The following is a 14,571-nucleotide window of genomic DNA, read 5'->3' on the forward strand; positions in this document are numbered from 1 at the left end:
CTCGGTGGTGTTCAGGTCCGGGTCGCCGCGCGGCGTACGCGGCGGAGCAGCGCGTCGAGTTCGGTGAGGCGCAGGGGACGGGCGAGCAGGGCGAAGACGAGCACGACGACGGCCGCGCCGGCACCCGTGGAGACCACCGCTCCCGCCGGTGCGGTTCCCGTTGCGGTGAGATGACCCAGCGCGGTGGCGGGGAAGCCGGCCAGCAGCAGCCGGGCGTGAGCGCCGACGGGGGTCGAGCGCAGCGGCCGTTCGACGGCGAGTCGGCGGCTCAGCACCCGGGCGGTCAGCGCCCAGCCCGCGCACAGGGCCAGGGAGTACGCCGCCGCCATGCCGGTCACGGCCCAGCGCGCCGGCAGCAGGTGGGCGGCGGTCAGGGACAGTCCCGCGTTGAGGGTGACGATGACCAGGTTGAGCAGGAACGGCGTACGGGTGTCGGAGAGCGCGTAGAAGGCGCGGGACAGGACGTACTGGCCCGACAGCGCGACCAGTCCCGGTGCGAACGCCATCAGGATCCCGGCCATGGCGGCCGTGTCGGAGGCGCTGGTCCTGCCGTAGCCGAAGACCAAAGCCATCACCGGCTGGGCGAGAGCGAGCAGCGCGCAGGCGGCGGGTACGACGGCGGCGGCACTCACGCGCAGGGCGTGGGAGACGTCGCGTCGTACGGCGGGGAGGTCCCCGTCGGTGGCGGCCGCGCTCATCCGGGGCATCAGCGCGGTCACCACGGAAACGGTGATGATGCCGTGCGGGACGACCCACAGCGCATAGGCGTTGTTGTACGCGCCGTACCCGGGACCGCCGTCCTGGCCCGCGGACGTGGCCAGCCGGGTGGTGACCCAGTAGGCGGCCTGGTTGGCCAGGACGAGCAGCACCAGCCAGCCGGCCGCGCGCAGCGGGCGGGTCAGCCCGCTGCCGCGCCAGTCGAAGCGGGGCCGCCAGCGGAAGCGGGCCGCACGCAGGGCGGGCACCAGGGCGAGGGCCTGGACGGCGATACCGGCGGTCGTGCCCCAGCCGAGCACGGCCGTCTCGGTCACGGTGAGGGTGTCCCCGCCGCCCATGGCCAGGGCGAGGTACAGCCCGAAGACGGTCATGACGACGACGTTGTTCAGCACCGGCGCCCACATCATGGCGCCGAACCGGCCCCGCGCGTTGAGCACCTGCCCGAGCAACGTGAACAGACCGAGGAAGAAGATCTGCGGCAGGCAGTAGCGGGCGAGCGCGGTGGTCATGGCCGCCTGCTCACCGGTGTAGTCGGTGTACACGTCGATGATGGCGGGGGCCGCCCACACCGCGGTCGCGGTGATCGCCAGCAGGGCGGCCACGCACACCGTGACGAGCCGGTCGGTGTACGCGGCACCCCCGTCGGCGTGTTCCTTCGCCGCCTTGACCAGCTCCGGCACGAAGACGGCGTTCAACGCGCCGCCGAGGAGCAGCATGTAGACGATGGTGGGCAGTGCGTTGCCGACCGCGTAACCGTCGGGGACCGGCCCGATGGTGCCCAGCGCCGCGGCGACCACGGCGGACCGGGCGAAACCGGTGGCCCGGGAGACGACGGATCCGGCGGCCATGACAGCGCTGCCGCGCGCGGCGGAGGCAGCCTTCGCAGCCGGTACGTCCGCGGCCTGCGTACCGGTCGGCGTGGGCTGCCTCATCGGCGGTTCAGGTACGCCTGGAAGGCGCGGTAAAGCGTGTGGTTGGCGCTGCCGCTCAAGGGTGTCTCCCATTCCCCCAACGTCTCGACGACCCGTCCTCCGGTGCCGAGCTTCCACCGCAGCAGTCCGTACGCACGTTCCCCGGGATCGAGAGTGGAGGGTACCCCGCGCATGTCGTAGACGTCGGCGCCGAGGGCGAGGGCGTCCTGCAGCATCCGCCATTGCAGGGCGTTGGAGGGCCGGACCTCGCGCCGGTGGTCGGCGGAGGCGCCGGTCTGGTACCAGGCCCGTCGGCCCACCGTGATCAGCGTGTGCGCGGCGAGGATCTCGCCCCGGTGCCGGGCGAGGTACAGCTTCATCCGGCCCGGCTCCTCGGCGTTGAGCGCCGCGTACTGGCGCTCGTAGTAGGCGAGCGAGCGGCCGAGCCGGAATCCGTCGCGGCGCTCGGTGATGCCCAGCAGCCGGTAGAACTCGGGGAGTTCCGCCGCACTGCCCACCACCACCTCCACGCCCTCCTTCTGCGCTCGGCGGACATTGCGCCGCCACTCCTGGTTGAGCCCGGACCACAGGTCCTCGGGGGTGCGTCCGGCGAGCGGCACATGGAAGACGTGCCGCGGCTGGGCATCCCCGTCCTGTCCGGTGTCACCACCGCAGCGCCGCCAGCCGCGGGCCCGCAGCCGTTCGGCCACGGCGGTACCGAGCGGGTCGACCTCACTGGCGAGGACGTCACCGAGGCGTCGGCCCGGCCCGGTCAGCGGCTTGAGCAGGGCGGCGTCCCAGCGCCGGTAGGCGGGCGACGGCCCGATGCGTACGGCGAAGACGCCCGCGCGGCGCAGGTGTTCCAGCAGCGGACCGAGCCAGCCGTCGACGTCGGGGTCGCTCCAGTCGGCCACGGGCCCTTCGGGGAGGTAGGCGAAGTACTTGCGGGTGCCGGGGAACTGCCGCAGCAGCACCAGGGCCACGCCCGCCAGCTGCCCCGCCTCCGGATCCGGTCCCCAGCCGAGCAGTTGGGCGCGCCAGCCCTCCTTGACCTCGGCCCAGGACGGGCATTGCAGGAAACCGGCGCCGAGGGCCGCGCCGTCGGGGGACGCGAGGAAGGCGCGGTAGGTCTGCGCGGTGATGGGGCGCAGGGCGAAGCCCTGGGGGTGTGCCCGGGACGAGCGGCTGGGCGGAACGAGCAGCGCTGACACAGTGTGAGCCTCTCCTTCTCCCCGGCCCTGTCGCGGGGACACACAGGAGGCTCACAGCGGCCCATGACCGCTCCGTCCGGCGAATGTGACCGGACCATGACCGTTCCGCACCAGTCGCCGTCACCTTGCTCCACCGCCGCTGAGCTCGGGTTTCACGGCTCTACAGTCACGACATCGCCGCATCTCCCACCCGTGAACGTCCTTCTTCGGAGGTCCCGTTGTCGCGCACCCGTGCCCGCACTCACGCCCGCGTCCGAGCCGCCACCGCCCTGCTGGCAGCCCTCACCGCCTGCTCGTCGAACGGCTCCGGTGACTCCCAGGACGGGGAGGCACCGCCGGCCACCGACGACCGCCCGGTCACGGTCGCCGTCACACCCAAGGGAAAGCAGGTCGCGGCGGGCGAGCCCGTGCGCGTCACCGCCACCGGCGGCAGACTCACCTCGGTGAGTGTCACCGACGACGAGGGCCACCGGCTCACCGGCAAGGTCGCCGCCGACGGCCGGTCGTGGGTCTCCGACCGCAAGGCCGTACCCGGCGCGGCATACACCGTGACGGCGGTGACCCGCACCGCCGCCGGAACCGCCAAGAGCACCAAGGCCGCCTTCACCACCGCGCCGGCGGACAAGGTCAACAAGGTCGACTGGCGGCCGGGCACCGGCGCCACAGTGGGCGTCGCCCAACCGATCTCCCTGGTCTTCGACCATCCGGTCAAGAACCGCGCCGAGGTCGAGAAACACCTGAGGATCACCACCTCGAACAACACCGAGGGGTCCTGGGGCTGGATACGCGACTGGTCGGGCCGGGACCGGGTGGACTGGCGGCCCAGGACGTACTGGAAGCCCGGCACCGAGGTCACCCTGAAGGCCGAGCTGAACGGCACCGACTCGGGCACGGACGGCGGCTGGTTCGTACGCGACTACACGACCAGGTTCACCATCGGCGCCCAGCAGATCGTCGAGGTCGATCTCGACCGTCACCAGCTCACCCTCGTGCGCGACGGCGAGACGGTGCGACGCATCCCGGTGTCCGGCGGCACACCCGGAGGCGACAAGCGTTCCTGGCGCGGAACCGCCGTGCTCATGGCCAAGGAGGGCACGATCAACATGAACTCCGAGACCGTGGGCCTGGGCGACGCCTACGACAAGATGGTCGACTACTCGATGCGCCTCACCTGGTCGGGCATGTACGCCCACGCCGCCCCGTGGAACGCCCGCTACTTCGGCAACAGCAACCAGAGTTCCGGCTGCATAGGCATGAGCGACGCGAACGCGGCCTGGTTCTACGGTCAGGTGCGCCCGGGTGACCCCTTCGAGATCACCGGCAAGGACACCAAGGGCGTGGTCGACCCCGGGAACGGGTTCGGCGCGTGGAACCTGTCGTGGACCCAGTGGCAGCAGAAGAGCGCGCTGCGCTGAATCCGGCCACAGCGTCACCGCGCCGGACACATCCCCGTCCCAGGTGGCTGCCTGGAGCCCCGCACTCGCACCGCGCCGCATCCCGGGCCGCTGCCTGACCAGCGCCCGGTGCCTGCGGCTCTACCGCTCAGGACGACTGGGGCGCGGTCTCCTCGTCGGCCGCGGCGGAGTCCGCCGCCTCGGGGGTGGTGTAGAAGACGGAACTGCCCTGCTTGGTGCGCTGCGCGCGGTTCTTGGCGACGAGGCCCTCGAGCGTGGTGCGCACGACGGTCGTCTTGATGCCCCGCTCCGGGTACTGCTGGGCCAGTGCGGTGCTGATTTCCGCGGCTGAACGGGGTTCGCGCTGGTCGGCGAGGTGGCCGTGGACGAGGTCGACGAGCGTGGGGGACGCGGAGGCAGCGGCCGGTGCCTTCTCGGCGGTCTTCTCGGCGGTCTTCTTGACGGTGCGCTTGCGGCTCGCGGCAGGCTTCTTGCCCTTTGCCTGCTTGGTCGCCTGCTTGGTCGCCGTGGATGCGGCGGCCGGCTTCTTGCGGGCGGCGGGTACCTTCGCGACGGCCTCCGGAGCGGGTTCCGCGGTGACACCGAGGGCCTGCTGGATGCTGACGAGGACCGCCTGGTCGTGCCGCAGGGCCGCCAACTGCGCCTGGAGCGCGGCGATTTCGTCGTTGAGACGCTCCTGCTCCTTGAGGTTCCGCTCGAGGTCGCCGACTACTTGGGCGCTGTACTGCGAGGTCAACTCGGTGTTCGGAGCGGTGGTTTCGGACATGTTGCTCACGCCCTTCCTGGTTGCCGCCGTCAACAGTCATCCGTCGGCGGCGTATGCGATGCCTAATGTGGGTGCTGTTCGGGCTGGTACTGCGCGCTCGGTGAAAGTTACTGCCGCACAGTCGTGTCGTAGTGATACTACGGAAAAGGGCCGCGATGTTCTCTGCTGTGTGGCTGAGATACAGCAGCGAGAACAGACTTACGGTGTTGTGCCCCTGCTTCACTTCCCGGCGGGGACGGTTGGCGAGGGCAGTGTCCGGCCCAGGCGGGCCAGTGGGGAGAGGGCCATCAGCACTGGTGACAACAGCATGCCCGAGGCTGTCACCAGCAGGCTCGTGCGTGTCCCCCATGCCTCCGCGAGAAGGCCGCCGAGCAGCGAGCCCAGTGGAGTCAGTCCCATGCCGACGAAGGTGATGGTCGCGGCCACGCGGCCTTGCACGCCGTCAGGAGTGACTGTCTGCCGGACGGCCATGACCGTGACATTCACCAGCTGGCTGAAGGTCCCGAAGACGAAGTTGACGGCAAGGAGCGCGGGAACTGTCACCGCGGAGGAGCCGCCCAGCGCGGGCACGAGCAGGAACACGCCGTCGCCGATCGCCGCCGCGGACACCAGCACGGTGCCGTATCCGAAGCGGTTCGGCAGGCGGGCCGCCAGCAGCGAACCCAGGAGCGCACCCGGCCCGGTCGCCGCCAGCGCCAGTCCGACGGCGGTGCCCGACAGGTGCAGGTCCCGCGGCAGGAACAGCAGATATACGGTCATCACCGCCGCGAAGGAGAACTGAAAGGCGGCCGATGCGAGGCACACCGTCCGCAGCCAGGTGTCACCGGTGACGAAGCGCAGGCCCTCATGGATGCGCCGCCAGACCCGATGAGGACGTGCCGAGCTGTCCGGGACGGATTCACGGCGAGCGATCCGCCGGATCGACAGGAACGACAGCGCGAAGAACACCGCGCCGGAGGCGGCGGCGACCGGCGCCGACAGTGCGGACACCAACGTACCGCCGAGGGCGGGACCGCCGATCTGTGCGGCGGACCGGCTGCCCTCCAGTGCGCTGTTGCCCCGTACCAACTGATCCCGTTCCACCAGCCGTACCAGCGACGCCTGGTAGGCCACGTCGAAGAACACGGACAGTGCCCCGACGGTGAAGGCGACCACCAACAGCGCCGGCAGCCCGAGACAGCCCAGGAGGCGGCGACGGCCGCGGCGCCGAGTGCCAGGGCCCGACCGGCGTCCGTCAGCACCATCAGCGTGCGGGTGCGCCACCTGTCCACCCACGCACCGGCGAACAGCGACAGCAGCAGGATCGGCGCCTGCCCCACCGCGCGCAGGGCGCCCAACTGGCCGGGATCGGCCTGGAGCGTCAGGACGGCGAAGAGCGGCAGCACCACCAGAGTGGTGTGTTCGCCCAGTTGGGAGGCCGTCTGACCCACCCATAGCCTGCGGAAGTCACTGTCCCGCCACAAGCTTCTACGACCGTGCGGACCGCAATCGGATCCAGCGGAGGCAGAGGACGGCACAGGGACCCCTCGGATGACCGAAGACGAGAGCCACCACCACGTTCAGGTAATCACTCGCCGCAGGCACACTAACTCCGCCTCGCAGGGTCACGAAAGGCAATTACGGACGGGCAGCCCCGGCCCCTGCTCCTGCCTCCGTCTTATGGACGAGCAGGTGCACTTCCTTGAACTGCCGCCGGTCAGTGGGCTGCGGCTCACGGACCATCCGCGCCACCTCGGCCAGACCCGCCGTGCGCAACATCGCGGCGAGGTGATCCGGCCACCACCGATAGGCCGGCGCGACCGCGTGGTCGAAGACCTGCGACGGCTGAGCGGGACCGTCGCTGGCCGAGAAGCCGACCAGCAGGTGGCCGCCAGGTGCCAGCACGCGACGGAACTCCGCCAGGATGGCAGGGAGCTCCGGCGGCGGCGTATGGATGAGTGACCACCGTGACAGGACGCCCGCCAGCGTGCCGTCAGCGAGGTCCAAGGCGGCCATCGAACCCACGTCGAACCGCAGCCCCGGGTACGCCTGCCGAGCTGACGCGATCATCGCAGGCGAGGCATCGACACCGAACACCTCCAGCCCCAGCTGATCCAGGTGAGCGGTGACATGGCCGGGCCCACACCCCAGGTCCCCGACCTGACCACCACCACTCGCCCGCACGGCCTCGGCGAAAGCACTCAACATGGCCCGGTCCAAGGGACGGTCCCGCAACTCGTCCCGGAACATCTGCGCGTACACGGAGGCAGCGGCGTCGTAGGCATCACGGGTGACACTGAGGGCGTCAGGTTCGCCACGCGCAGCCTGTGGCCGGGAGAGGACGAGCCTGCGCTGCTCCTGGTCGCTCTCCGCGATGACGACCGTGATCTTGTCACCGACTTGGGTGACTTCCTCCTTGGTGACGTGCCCCTCCAGCGACTGTCCCACCGAGGCGTCATCGGTGAAGGTGCGGAAGGGGTCGGGCTGTGTGGCACGCAGGGACAGCCTGGCCTCTCCCTTGCTTGTGTCGAAGTGAAGGAACTCGCAGGAAACACGCTGTCCCACCCGCACGACGTCCGAAGCCGCTTCGAATTGCCGCCAGGACAATTCGGGGATCGTGAGGAATCCGACGCCGGGGTAGACCGGATGAGCGGGGCCGTCGTCCAAGGCCACGAACACCCCGAACCGCTCGATCGACGCGACGCTTCCCGACAGCACCTCACCGACGCGGAGGGCTTTGAGGAACGCCCAGAGCTCGGGGTTCTCCGTGGCGGCCATGGACAGCCGGACCTGGCCCCGGTCCGGGTCGACGGCGGTCACCTCGGCGGTGATCCGCTGGCCGACCTCGACGGCCAGGGACGGGCTCTGGCGCCAGGACAGGTCCAGCGGCCCGACGAACCCCAGCGGACGTGCGGCGAATCCGTCCAGGATCACCGACACCCCGCGAGCCACCTCCGCCACGGTTCCCCCGCACAGGTCACCGACCTGCATCTCAGCCAGAAACGTGCGGGCACCTTCATGGTCCGACACTCCACCCATGGCGCCGACCCTCTCATGAGCGGTCGTGTGCCCGCCCGGGCGGACTCGCTGCCCCGGGCGGGTGGATCAGCCGGTGTCGGGTGCGGAGCTGTCGGGTACCGCGTGGCCGGCGCGGCGGCGGTACTCGGCGTTGATGCGCTGTGCCTCCTCGAGCTGGTCCTCAAGGATGACGATGCGGCAGGCCGCCTCGATCGGGGTGCCCCGGTCGACGAGCTCGCGGGCGCGCGCCGCGACCCGTAGCTGGTAGCGGGAGTACCGGCGGTGCCCGCCCTCCGAGCGGAGCGGCGTGATCAGACGAGCCTCACCGATGGCTCGGAGGAAGGCCGGGGTGGTGCCGAGCATCTCGGCGGCCCGTCCCATCGTGTAGGCGGGGTAGTCATCGTCGTCCAGACGACCACTGAGGGGGGTATCCGCTGTCATGTCACCTCGTTGAGCAGCAATGCGTCGAGGGGCCCTGGTGCCGTACGGCACCAGGGCCCCGAAGGAAATTCAACACCATCTGTCGGCCCTCATGCTCTGCCGACCTTCTGTTTCCGCTACCAGCCCTGCTCAGAGGGGTGCGGGGATCGCGGCTGCGTGACCGGGGACCACCTTCCAATCCGGGGTCTTGCGGTACCCGGCCCAGTACTGCTCCGGCCGGGCGATCCTGATGGCGTCTACTCCTCCGTCCTTCTCTCGAGCTTCGCTTGACCGTTTCTATGAGACATAGCCTAGCCACGCCGCAGCTCAATGTCTACTCTGACAAAAGTAGATTTTGGTTCTCGGAGGGATCAGATCCCGGGACAGAAGTGAGGGCCCCGCCGACATGTGCCGGCGGGGCCCTCACTGGGTCTGAGCTATGGAGCGGTCAGGTCACGCGGTTGCCGGGTGATACGGCCCCGGGGCGACGTCCCTCAGACGGATCCGGTCCGTGTACGTGGAGCTGCCACGGTGGACGGCGAGTTCGGCCCGGGTGATCGAGCCTGTCAACTGGTCGTCCCCGTCGCACAGCAGGAGGTACTCGACCCCGGCCCCGGTCAGGAGGGACAGGGCGACCTCGACGGTCATGTCGTCCCGGACCCGCGGTCCGGACGCGTCCAGGCCGTCGACCATGGTCGCAAGAGTGGGGTCGTGCACCGCTGTCAAAGCTGTCTCCTCGCAGATGGGTGAGCCCAAGATCAATGCCGTCAAGCCGTCAAGCCGTCAAACCGTCAGGCCGTCGCGTCGAAGGCGGGCCGCTGCGGCCTGCGCCGTGCCGGTCGTGCGGTGGCGCGCCCCTGAGCGGGGCGCTCGTAGCGGCCTCGGGACGAGGGAGCCCCGGAAGCCCCCGCACGGCGGGGGCGGGTCACGGCCGGCGCGGCGATGACGACGGGGACACCGGAAGGGGCCTGGGCGCCGGTGATGCGGCTCAGCTCCTCCTCACCCGAACGCACCGCGGTGATCCGGGGTGCGATGCCCGCCGAGGTCATCAGCCGGGTCATGCCGCGGCGCTGGCCGGGGGTGACGAGGGTGACGACGCTGCCGGACGCGCCGGCGCGGGCGGTACGGCCGCCGCGGTGCAGGTAGTCCTTGTGGTCGGCCGGCGGATCCACGTTGACGACCAGGTCGAGGTTGTCGACGTGGATGCCGCGGGCCGCGACGTTGGTCGCCACCAGCACCGTCACCTGGCCGGTCTTGAACTGGGCGAGGGTCCGGGTGCGCTGGGGCTGTGACTTGCCGCCGTGCAGGGCCGCGGCGCGGACACCGTTGGTCAGCAGGTGCTGGGTGAGCCGGTCCACGGCGTGCTTGGTGTCCAGGAACATGATCACCCGGCCGTCGCGTGCCGCGATCTCGGTGGTGGTCCGGTGCTTGTCCGCCTCGTGCACATGGAGCACGTGGTGCTCCATCGTGGTGACCGCTCCGGCCGACGGGTCGACGGAGTGGACGACCGGATCCGTCAGGTAGCGGCGGACGAGCAGGTCGACGTTGCGGTCGAGGGTGGCGGAGAACAGCATGCGCTGGCCTTCGGGGCGGACCTGGTCGAGCAGGGCGGTGACCTGCGGCATGAAGCCCATGTCGGCCATCTGGTCGGCCTCGTCGAGGACGGTGATGTCGACGTCGTCCAGTCGGCAGTGGCCCCGGTCGATGAGGTCCTTGAGCCGCCCCGGTGTCGCGACGACCACCTCGGCCCCGGTGCGCAGCGCACCGGCCTGCTTGCCGATCGACATGCCGCCGACCACGGTGGCCATTCGCAGCTTCACGGAGCGGGCGTACGGCGTGAGTGCGTCGGTGACCTGCTGGGCGAGCTCGCGGGTGGGTACGAGAATCAGGGTCAGCGGCTGCCGCGGCGCGGCGCTCCGGCCCGCCGTACGGGCCAGCACCGCCAGGCCGAAGGCGAGGGTCTTGCCCGAACCGGTGCGGCCACGGCCCAGTACGTCACGGCCGGCCAGCGAGTTCGGCAGAGTGGCCGCCTGGATCGGGAACGGCTCGGTCACGCCCTGACGGCCGAGCGTGGCCAGCAGCGGCGAGGGAAGAGCGAGCTCGGTGAACGCCTCGACAGCGGGCAGCGGGGGCGTCGTCGTCACCGGCAGCGCGAACTCGCCCTGCGGGGCGGTCGGCCGGCGGCTCGAGCCCTGGTAACGCCGCGGAGCTGCCGAGCGCTGGGCCGGGGCACCCCCGGAGCGGTCGTAGGTGCGGGGCGTGCGGGTAGTGCGTGCGCGGTTCAAGCGGAACCTTCCTCGATGTGGGTGCGTAGGCACGTAGCAAGGAATTTTCCGCAGCAAGATGAACGGCGCAGAGAATCGCGAGAACGGGCCGGTGATGAGGGGCGCCGAGTCGGATCGACGGGGAATGCGTCACCGAAAGGTGAAGCGGTGGGGTCTCCCGTCACGCGCCCTGGAATGCAGCGAGCTGGGGCCCGCACCCCAAGGTGCGGGCCCCAGCTGCGAAGTATGCGTTGCTGCCGTGTCAGGCGGGAACGATGTTCTCCGCCGTCGGGCCCTTCTGGCCCTGGGCGATGTCGAAGGACACCTTCTGGCCTTCGAGCAGCTCACGGAAGCCCTGGGTGGCGATGTTCGAGTAGTGGGCGAAGACGTCGGCGCCGCCGCCGTCCTGCTCGATGAAGCCGAAGCCCTTTTCCGCGTTGAACCACTTCACGGTGCCAGTAGCCATGTTAATTCTCCTTCGGAGACGATGTTCGAAATTCACCCTGTGTGAATCTCGTGTCGCCCGTGCTGATTACCCCGTAGGAAAATGAACCTTCTGGCAACCACACCTGCAACTGACGACGACATTAGCACGGGGTGATCGTCCCCGCACGGCCCTCGATTTCGTCCCGGTGGGGAGGTCGGGGAATACTCGCGGTGTGCCGCAGTTATTTCTTATGTGGCGACGACAGATATTGATTCACGCGGGCGTAGAGTTCCTGCGGGTTCTTCCGGCCGCAGCGCGGTGACCTCCTGCGATGCGCCGGGGGCCGCCGTTCTCGTCCGTGCCGGGCGGGTCAACGGCGACGCCCTGAATACCCCCGTGGGGACGAAGGTCACATCCCTGCGCGGTCGGCGTGGCCAGGGGTCCACGTGATGTGCGGGGGTTCGACTCGGGCGCACAGGGGCCCGCCTTGCGCGTCGGTCAAACCGAGGTGTCCGACCAGCAGCCCGTCGCGCGCGGCGGCGACGAGTATGTCGGCGGGTATGACGTCGAGCATGAGCTTGGCGCGGCGGAACATCGAGAGGGTGCCCGACTCGTCGGCCGTGCACCACGACAGGTAGATGAACCGTCGGCCCAGCCGGTTCTGCACGTAGGGGCCCGCGATCTCGGTGCCGGTCGGCGAGGCGCTGGTGGTGCACTCCAGGGTCCAGGTGGCGGACGGGGCGTCGCCGGGCTGGGGGTCGAGGAGTTCGGCGGGACGGTCACGGCGTTGCACCGCGACGTGGAGACCGGCGTAGGCGGGCACTTTGCCGTCAGGACGGGCGGGGCGGGTGAGACCGGGCAGGTCGACGGCGTCGATGCGGATGCGCATGGCGGCCATCATCCACCCATGCCGATCCAGCGGGGACAGGCGTCCAGGTCGACGTTGCTGCCACACACGACAGTGACGACGTGGCGGCCGGCGAAGCGGTCGCGGTCTTCGAGGATCGCGGCGATGCCGAGCGCCGCCGAGGGTTCGACGACGAGGCCGGCATGGGTGAGGAGCATCCGCATTCCGGCGATGATCGACGCCTCCTGGACCAGTACGGCGTCGTCGGCGACCAGGAGGAGGTCGTCCAGGACGGCCGGGATGGGGTGTCGGCCCGCGACGCCGTCGGCGACGGTGTCGGCCGAGTCGGTGGTGACGACCCGGCGCTGGTGCCATGAGCGGGTCAGCGCCGGTGCGCCGAGCGGCTGGACGCAGATCACCTCGACGCCGGGTGCCAGGGCCTTCATGACGTGACCGATGCCGGTGGCCAGCGCTCCGCCGCCGAGGGCGATCAGGATCGCGTCGAAGGACGGGGTGCTGCCCACCAGTTCCAGGCCGATGGTCGCCGCACCCTCGCAGGTCTCCAGGTCCAGGCTGTCCTCGAGCAGGCGGATGCCGTCGTACCGAGCGATGGCCACCGCCCGCTCGCGGGCCGTCTCGTGGTCGCCGTCCACCAGCTCCAGCCGGGCGCCCAGCGCGCGGATGCGGTCGAGCTTGGCCGCGGTCGCGAAGCGGGAGGCCACCACGGTCACGTCGAGCCCCCGGCCGCGACCGGACCAGGCGAGGGCCTGGCCGAGGTTGCCCGCGCCGGCGCACACCACGGCCGCCGGGCCGTGCTCGGCGAGCAGGCTCGCGACCAGCTCGGTGCCGCGGGCCTTGAAGCTGCGGACCGGGTTCGCCGTTTCGAGCTTGATGCTCACCGGAACTGTGGGTCGATCACTCGGTGGGCTGCCCGGATCCGGGCGGTGTCAAGGCGCGTCTCCTGCACGGCACGCAAGCGTAACGCCGCCGGCTCCGACCCTACGCAGGTGTCGCGGTCACACCGTCCGCGAGGTGCGGCCGGTGACGTCGGCCCAGTGGAGGGTGCGGTCGCACCAGCGGTCCAGGAGCACCTGGTCGTGGCCGACGGCGAGCAGACCGGCGCCGGTGGTGGTCCGGTACTCCTCGACGGCTGTCACGAGCGCGGCGGTGGTGGACGCGTCGAGCATCGCGGTCATCTCGTCGCAGATCAGCCAGCGGGGGCGGAGGACCAGGGCGCGCGCCAGACAGGCGCGTTGGAGCTGGCCGTCACTGACCTCGTGGGGGCGGCGGCGCAGGAGGTCGGGGGTGAGGCCGACGGTCGACGCCAACTCGGCCACCCGGTCCGGGACTTCGTGACGCGAGCCGCCTGCGCGCAGGGGCTCGGCGATGAGGTCGGTGAGCGACAGCCGGGGATCGGCGGACAGGCGGGGCTGCTGGAAGACGACGCCGATGGCGGTGCGCTGGGCGCGCGGGGCGCGGTGGCGCCAGCGTCGTACGGGTTCGCCGTCGAGCGTCACGGTGCCGGTGTCGGGGCGGTGCAGCAGCGCCGCGACCCGGGCGAGGGTGGACTTGCCGCAGCCGCTGGGGCCGAGGAGACCGACGGCCTCGCCGGGGGCGACGGACACGGCGGCACCGCGGACGACGGGGGCCTTCCTGTCGTATCCGGCGGTGATGTCGTGCAGGTCAAGCACGGAGGTCCTCCCGTACGTGCGGGTGGTGGCAGGCGATGCCGTCGGTGGTCCGGGGGAGCGCGGCGCAGGCGTCCGTGGCCCGCTCGCAGCGGGGGGCGAAGGCGCAGCCGTCGGGGAGGTCGCCGAGTTCGGGCGGCAGGCCCGGGATCGGGGCGAAGGCGCGGTCGGGGAGGGCGTCGAGGAGGCCGCGACTGTAGGGGTGGCGAGGGCCCGGCGCCCCGAAGAACGCCTTCGCGTCGGCGAGTTCGACGATCCGGCCCGCGTACATCACGGCCACCCGGTCGGCGATGCGTTCGGCGGCGGCCAGGTCGTGGGTGATCATGAGCAGGGCGTGCCGGCCGGTGTCGACGTGACGGCGCAGTTCGGTCACGGTGTGGTCGACCAGGTCGCGGTCGAGGCCGGTGGTGGGTTCGTCGGCGAGGAGCAGGGGTGCGTCGCCGACGAGGGCGAGGGCGGTGGCGGCGCGCTGGGCGAGGCCGCCGGAGAGTTCGTGCGGATGGCGGTCGAGGTGGTCGGCGGGGAAGGCGGCGCGTTCGGCGGCCGCCTCGGCCGCGTGCCGTAGCGCGGCCCGCCCTCGGACCTCGGTCAGCGCGCCGACCGTCTCCTCCAGGTGGGACCGGACGGTGCGGACGGGGGTGAGGTGGGCGGCGGGGCTCTGCGGGACGAGCCCGATCAGGCGGCCCCGTACGGTGCGGGCGAGGGTGCGTTCGTCGGCGGCGAGGACGTCCAGGTCGCCGACGCGGGCCTCGCCGGCGGCCTGCGCGTTGGCGGGCAGCAGCCCCAGCAGGGCCGAGGCGAGGACCGACTTGCCGCAGCCGCTCTCCCCGATCAGGGCCAGGCACTCGCCGGCGGCCACTTCGAAGTGGACGTCGGTGACGGCCGCGATCCGGCGGGCGCCGGGCATC

12 protein-coding genes and 3 pseudogenes are annotated in these 14,571 nt (G+C 71.0%); 1 reads left to right on the plus strand and 14 read right to left on the minus strand.

The genetic code is table 11. The features are described 5' to 3' along the window. Positions 1 to 11 precede the first annotated feature (11 nt). Positions 12 to 1,649: a murein biosynthesis integral membrane protein MurJ gene (gene murJ / locus ACFYW5_RS14520; protein WP_389417304.1), complete on the minus strand. Its 1,638-nt coding sequence runs from the start codon at positions 1,647 to 1,649 to the stop codon at positions 12 to 14. After that, positions 1,646 to 2,839 (minus strand): lipid II:glycine glycyltransferase FemX, encoded by a 1,194-nt coding sequence (locus ACFYW5_RS14525; protein WP_389417305.1) that lies wholly within the window; start codon positions 2,837 to 2,839, stop codon positions 1,646 to 1,648. Before ACFYW5_RS14525 ends, murJ begins: the two co-directional genes overlap by 4 nt. Positions 2,840 to 3,057: 218 nt before the next feature. Here ACFYW5_RS14525 and ACFYW5_RS14530 point away from each other — a divergent pair, with 218 nt between their 5' ends. After that, positions 3,058 to 4,254, plus strand: coding sequence for an Ig-like domain-containing protein (locus ACFYW5_RS14530; protein WP_389417306.1), 1,197 nt, complete (start codon positions 3,058 to 3,060; stop codon positions 4,252 to 4,254). Between the two features lie 127 nt (positions 4,255 to 4,381). Here ACFYW5_RS14530 and ACFYW5_RS14535 read toward each other — a convergent pair whose 3' ends face one another. The 12 genes and pseudogenes from ACFYW5_RS14535 to ACFYW5_RS14590 all read right to left on the minus strand — a co-directional run bounded on the left by ACFYW5_RS14535 (position 4,382) and on the right by ACFYW5_RS14590 (position 14,570). Further along, on the minus strand, positions 4,382 to 5,020 hold the full coding sequence (locus ACFYW5_RS14535; protein WP_389417307.1) for a hypothetical protein: 639 nt from the start codon (positions 5,018 to 5,020) through the stop codon (positions 4,382 to 4,384). Positions 5,021 to 5,239: 219 nt separating this feature from the next. After that, positions 5,240 to 6,537, minus strand: a pseudogene (locus ACFYW5_RS14540) (MFS transporter). Positions 6,538 to 6,637: 100 nt separating this feature from the next. After that, positions 6,638 to 7,261, minus strand: coding sequence for a class I SAM-dependent methyltransferase (locus ACFYW5_RS14545; protein WP_389417476.1), 624 nt, complete (start codon positions 7,259 to 7,261; stop codon positions 6,638 to 6,640). A gap of 243 nt (positions 7,262 to 7,504) precedes the next feature. Further along, positions 7,505 to 8,038, minus strand: a pseudogene (locus ACFYW5_RS14550) (S1 RNA-binding domain-containing protein); the annotation flags it as partial. 66 nt (positions 8,039 to 8,104) lie between these two features. After that, on the minus strand, positions 8,105 to 8,458 hold the full coding sequence (locus tag ACFYW5_RS14555; protein WP_389417308.1) for a helix-turn-helix domain-containing protein: 354 nt from the start codon (positions 8,456 to 8,458) through the stop codon (positions 8,105 to 8,107). Between the two features lie 432 nt (positions 8,459 to 8,890). Beyond that, the gene (locus ACFYW5_RS14560; protein ID WP_389417477.1) at positions 8,891 to 9,130 is read right to left on the minus strand and encodes a hypothetical protein; all 240 of its coding nucleotides are present in this window, start codon (positions 9,128 to 9,130) and stop codon (positions 8,891 to 8,893) included. 98 nt (positions 9,131 to 9,228) lie between these two features. Then, on the minus strand, positions 9,229 to 10,722 hold the full coding sequence (locus tag ACFYW5_RS14565; protein ID WP_389417309.1) for a DEAD/DEAH box helicase: 1,494 nt from the start codon (positions 10,720 to 10,722) through the stop codon (positions 9,229 to 9,231). Between the two features lie 241 nt (positions 10,723 to 10,963). After that, a complete protein-coding gene (locus tag ACFYW5_RS14570) occupies positions 10,964 to 11,167 on the minus strand; it encodes a cold-shock protein (protein WP_028799214.1) in 204 nt (67 codons plus the stop codon). A gap of 370 nt (positions 11,168 to 11,537) precedes the next feature. Further along, positions 11,538 to 12,017, minus strand: a complete 480-nt coding sequence (locus tag ACFYW5_RS14575; RefSeq protein ID WP_389417310.1) for a DUF5990 family protein — start codon at positions 12,015 to 12,017, stop codon at positions 11,538 to 11,540. Positions 12,018 to 12,025: 8 nt separating this feature from the next. Further along, positions 12,026 to 12,942, minus strand: a pseudogene (locus tag ACFYW5_RS14580) (threonine/serine dehydratase). A 49-nt stretch (positions 12,943 to 12,991) separates the two neighbouring features. Next, a complete protein-coding gene (locus ACFYW5_RS14585; RefSeq protein ID WP_389417311.1) occupies positions 12,992 to 13,666 on the minus strand; it encodes an ABC transporter ATP-binding protein in 675 nt (224 codons plus the stop codon). Continuing rightward, entirely contained in the window at positions 13,659 to 14,570 is a 912-nt protein-coding gene (locus ACFYW5_RS14590; RefSeq protein ID WP_389417478.1) for an ABC transporter ATP-binding protein, read from the minus strand. The genes ACFYW5_RS14585 and ACFYW5_RS14590 overlap by 8 nt, the downstream gene beginning before the upstream one ends. Position 14,571: the final 1 nt, after the last annotated feature.

This window comes from Streptomyces sp. NPDC002779, assembly GCF_042888685.1.
Classification (GTDB): domain Bacteria; phylum Actinomycetota; class Actinomycetes; order Streptomycetales; family Streptomycetaceae; genus Streptomyces.

Bases quoted from the DNA above. Each gene is read 5' to 3' on its own strand.
- murJ (WP_389417304.1), bottom strand. From the start codon at position 1,649: ATGAGGCAGCCCACGCCGACCGGTACGCAGGCCGCGGACGTACCGGCT.
- ACFYW5_RS14535 (WP_389417307.1), bottom strand. From the start codon at position 5,020: ATGTCCGAAACCACCGCTCCGAACACCGAGTTGACCTCGCAGTACAGC.
- ACFYW5_RS14555 (WP_389417308.1), bottom strand. From the start codon at position 8,458: ATGACAGCGGATACCCCCCTCAGTGGTCGTCTGGACGACGATGACTAC.
- ACFYW5_RS14560 (WP_389417477.1), bottom strand. From the start codon at position 9,130: ATGGTCGACGGCCTGGACGCGTCCGGACCGCGGGTCCGGGACGACATG.
- ACFYW5_RS14570 (WP_028799214.1), bottom strand. From the start codon at position 11,167: ATGGCTACTGGCACCGTGAAGTGGTTCAACGCGGAAAAGGGCTTCGGC.
- ACFYW5_RS14575 (WP_389417310.1), bottom strand. From the start codon at position 12,017: ATGCGCATCCGCATCGACGCCGTCGACCTGCCCGGTCTCACCCGCCCC.
- ACFYW5_RS14590 (WP_389417478.1), bottom strand. From the start codon at position 14,570: ATGCCCGGCGCCCGCCGGATCGCGGCCGTCACCGACGTCCACTTCGAA.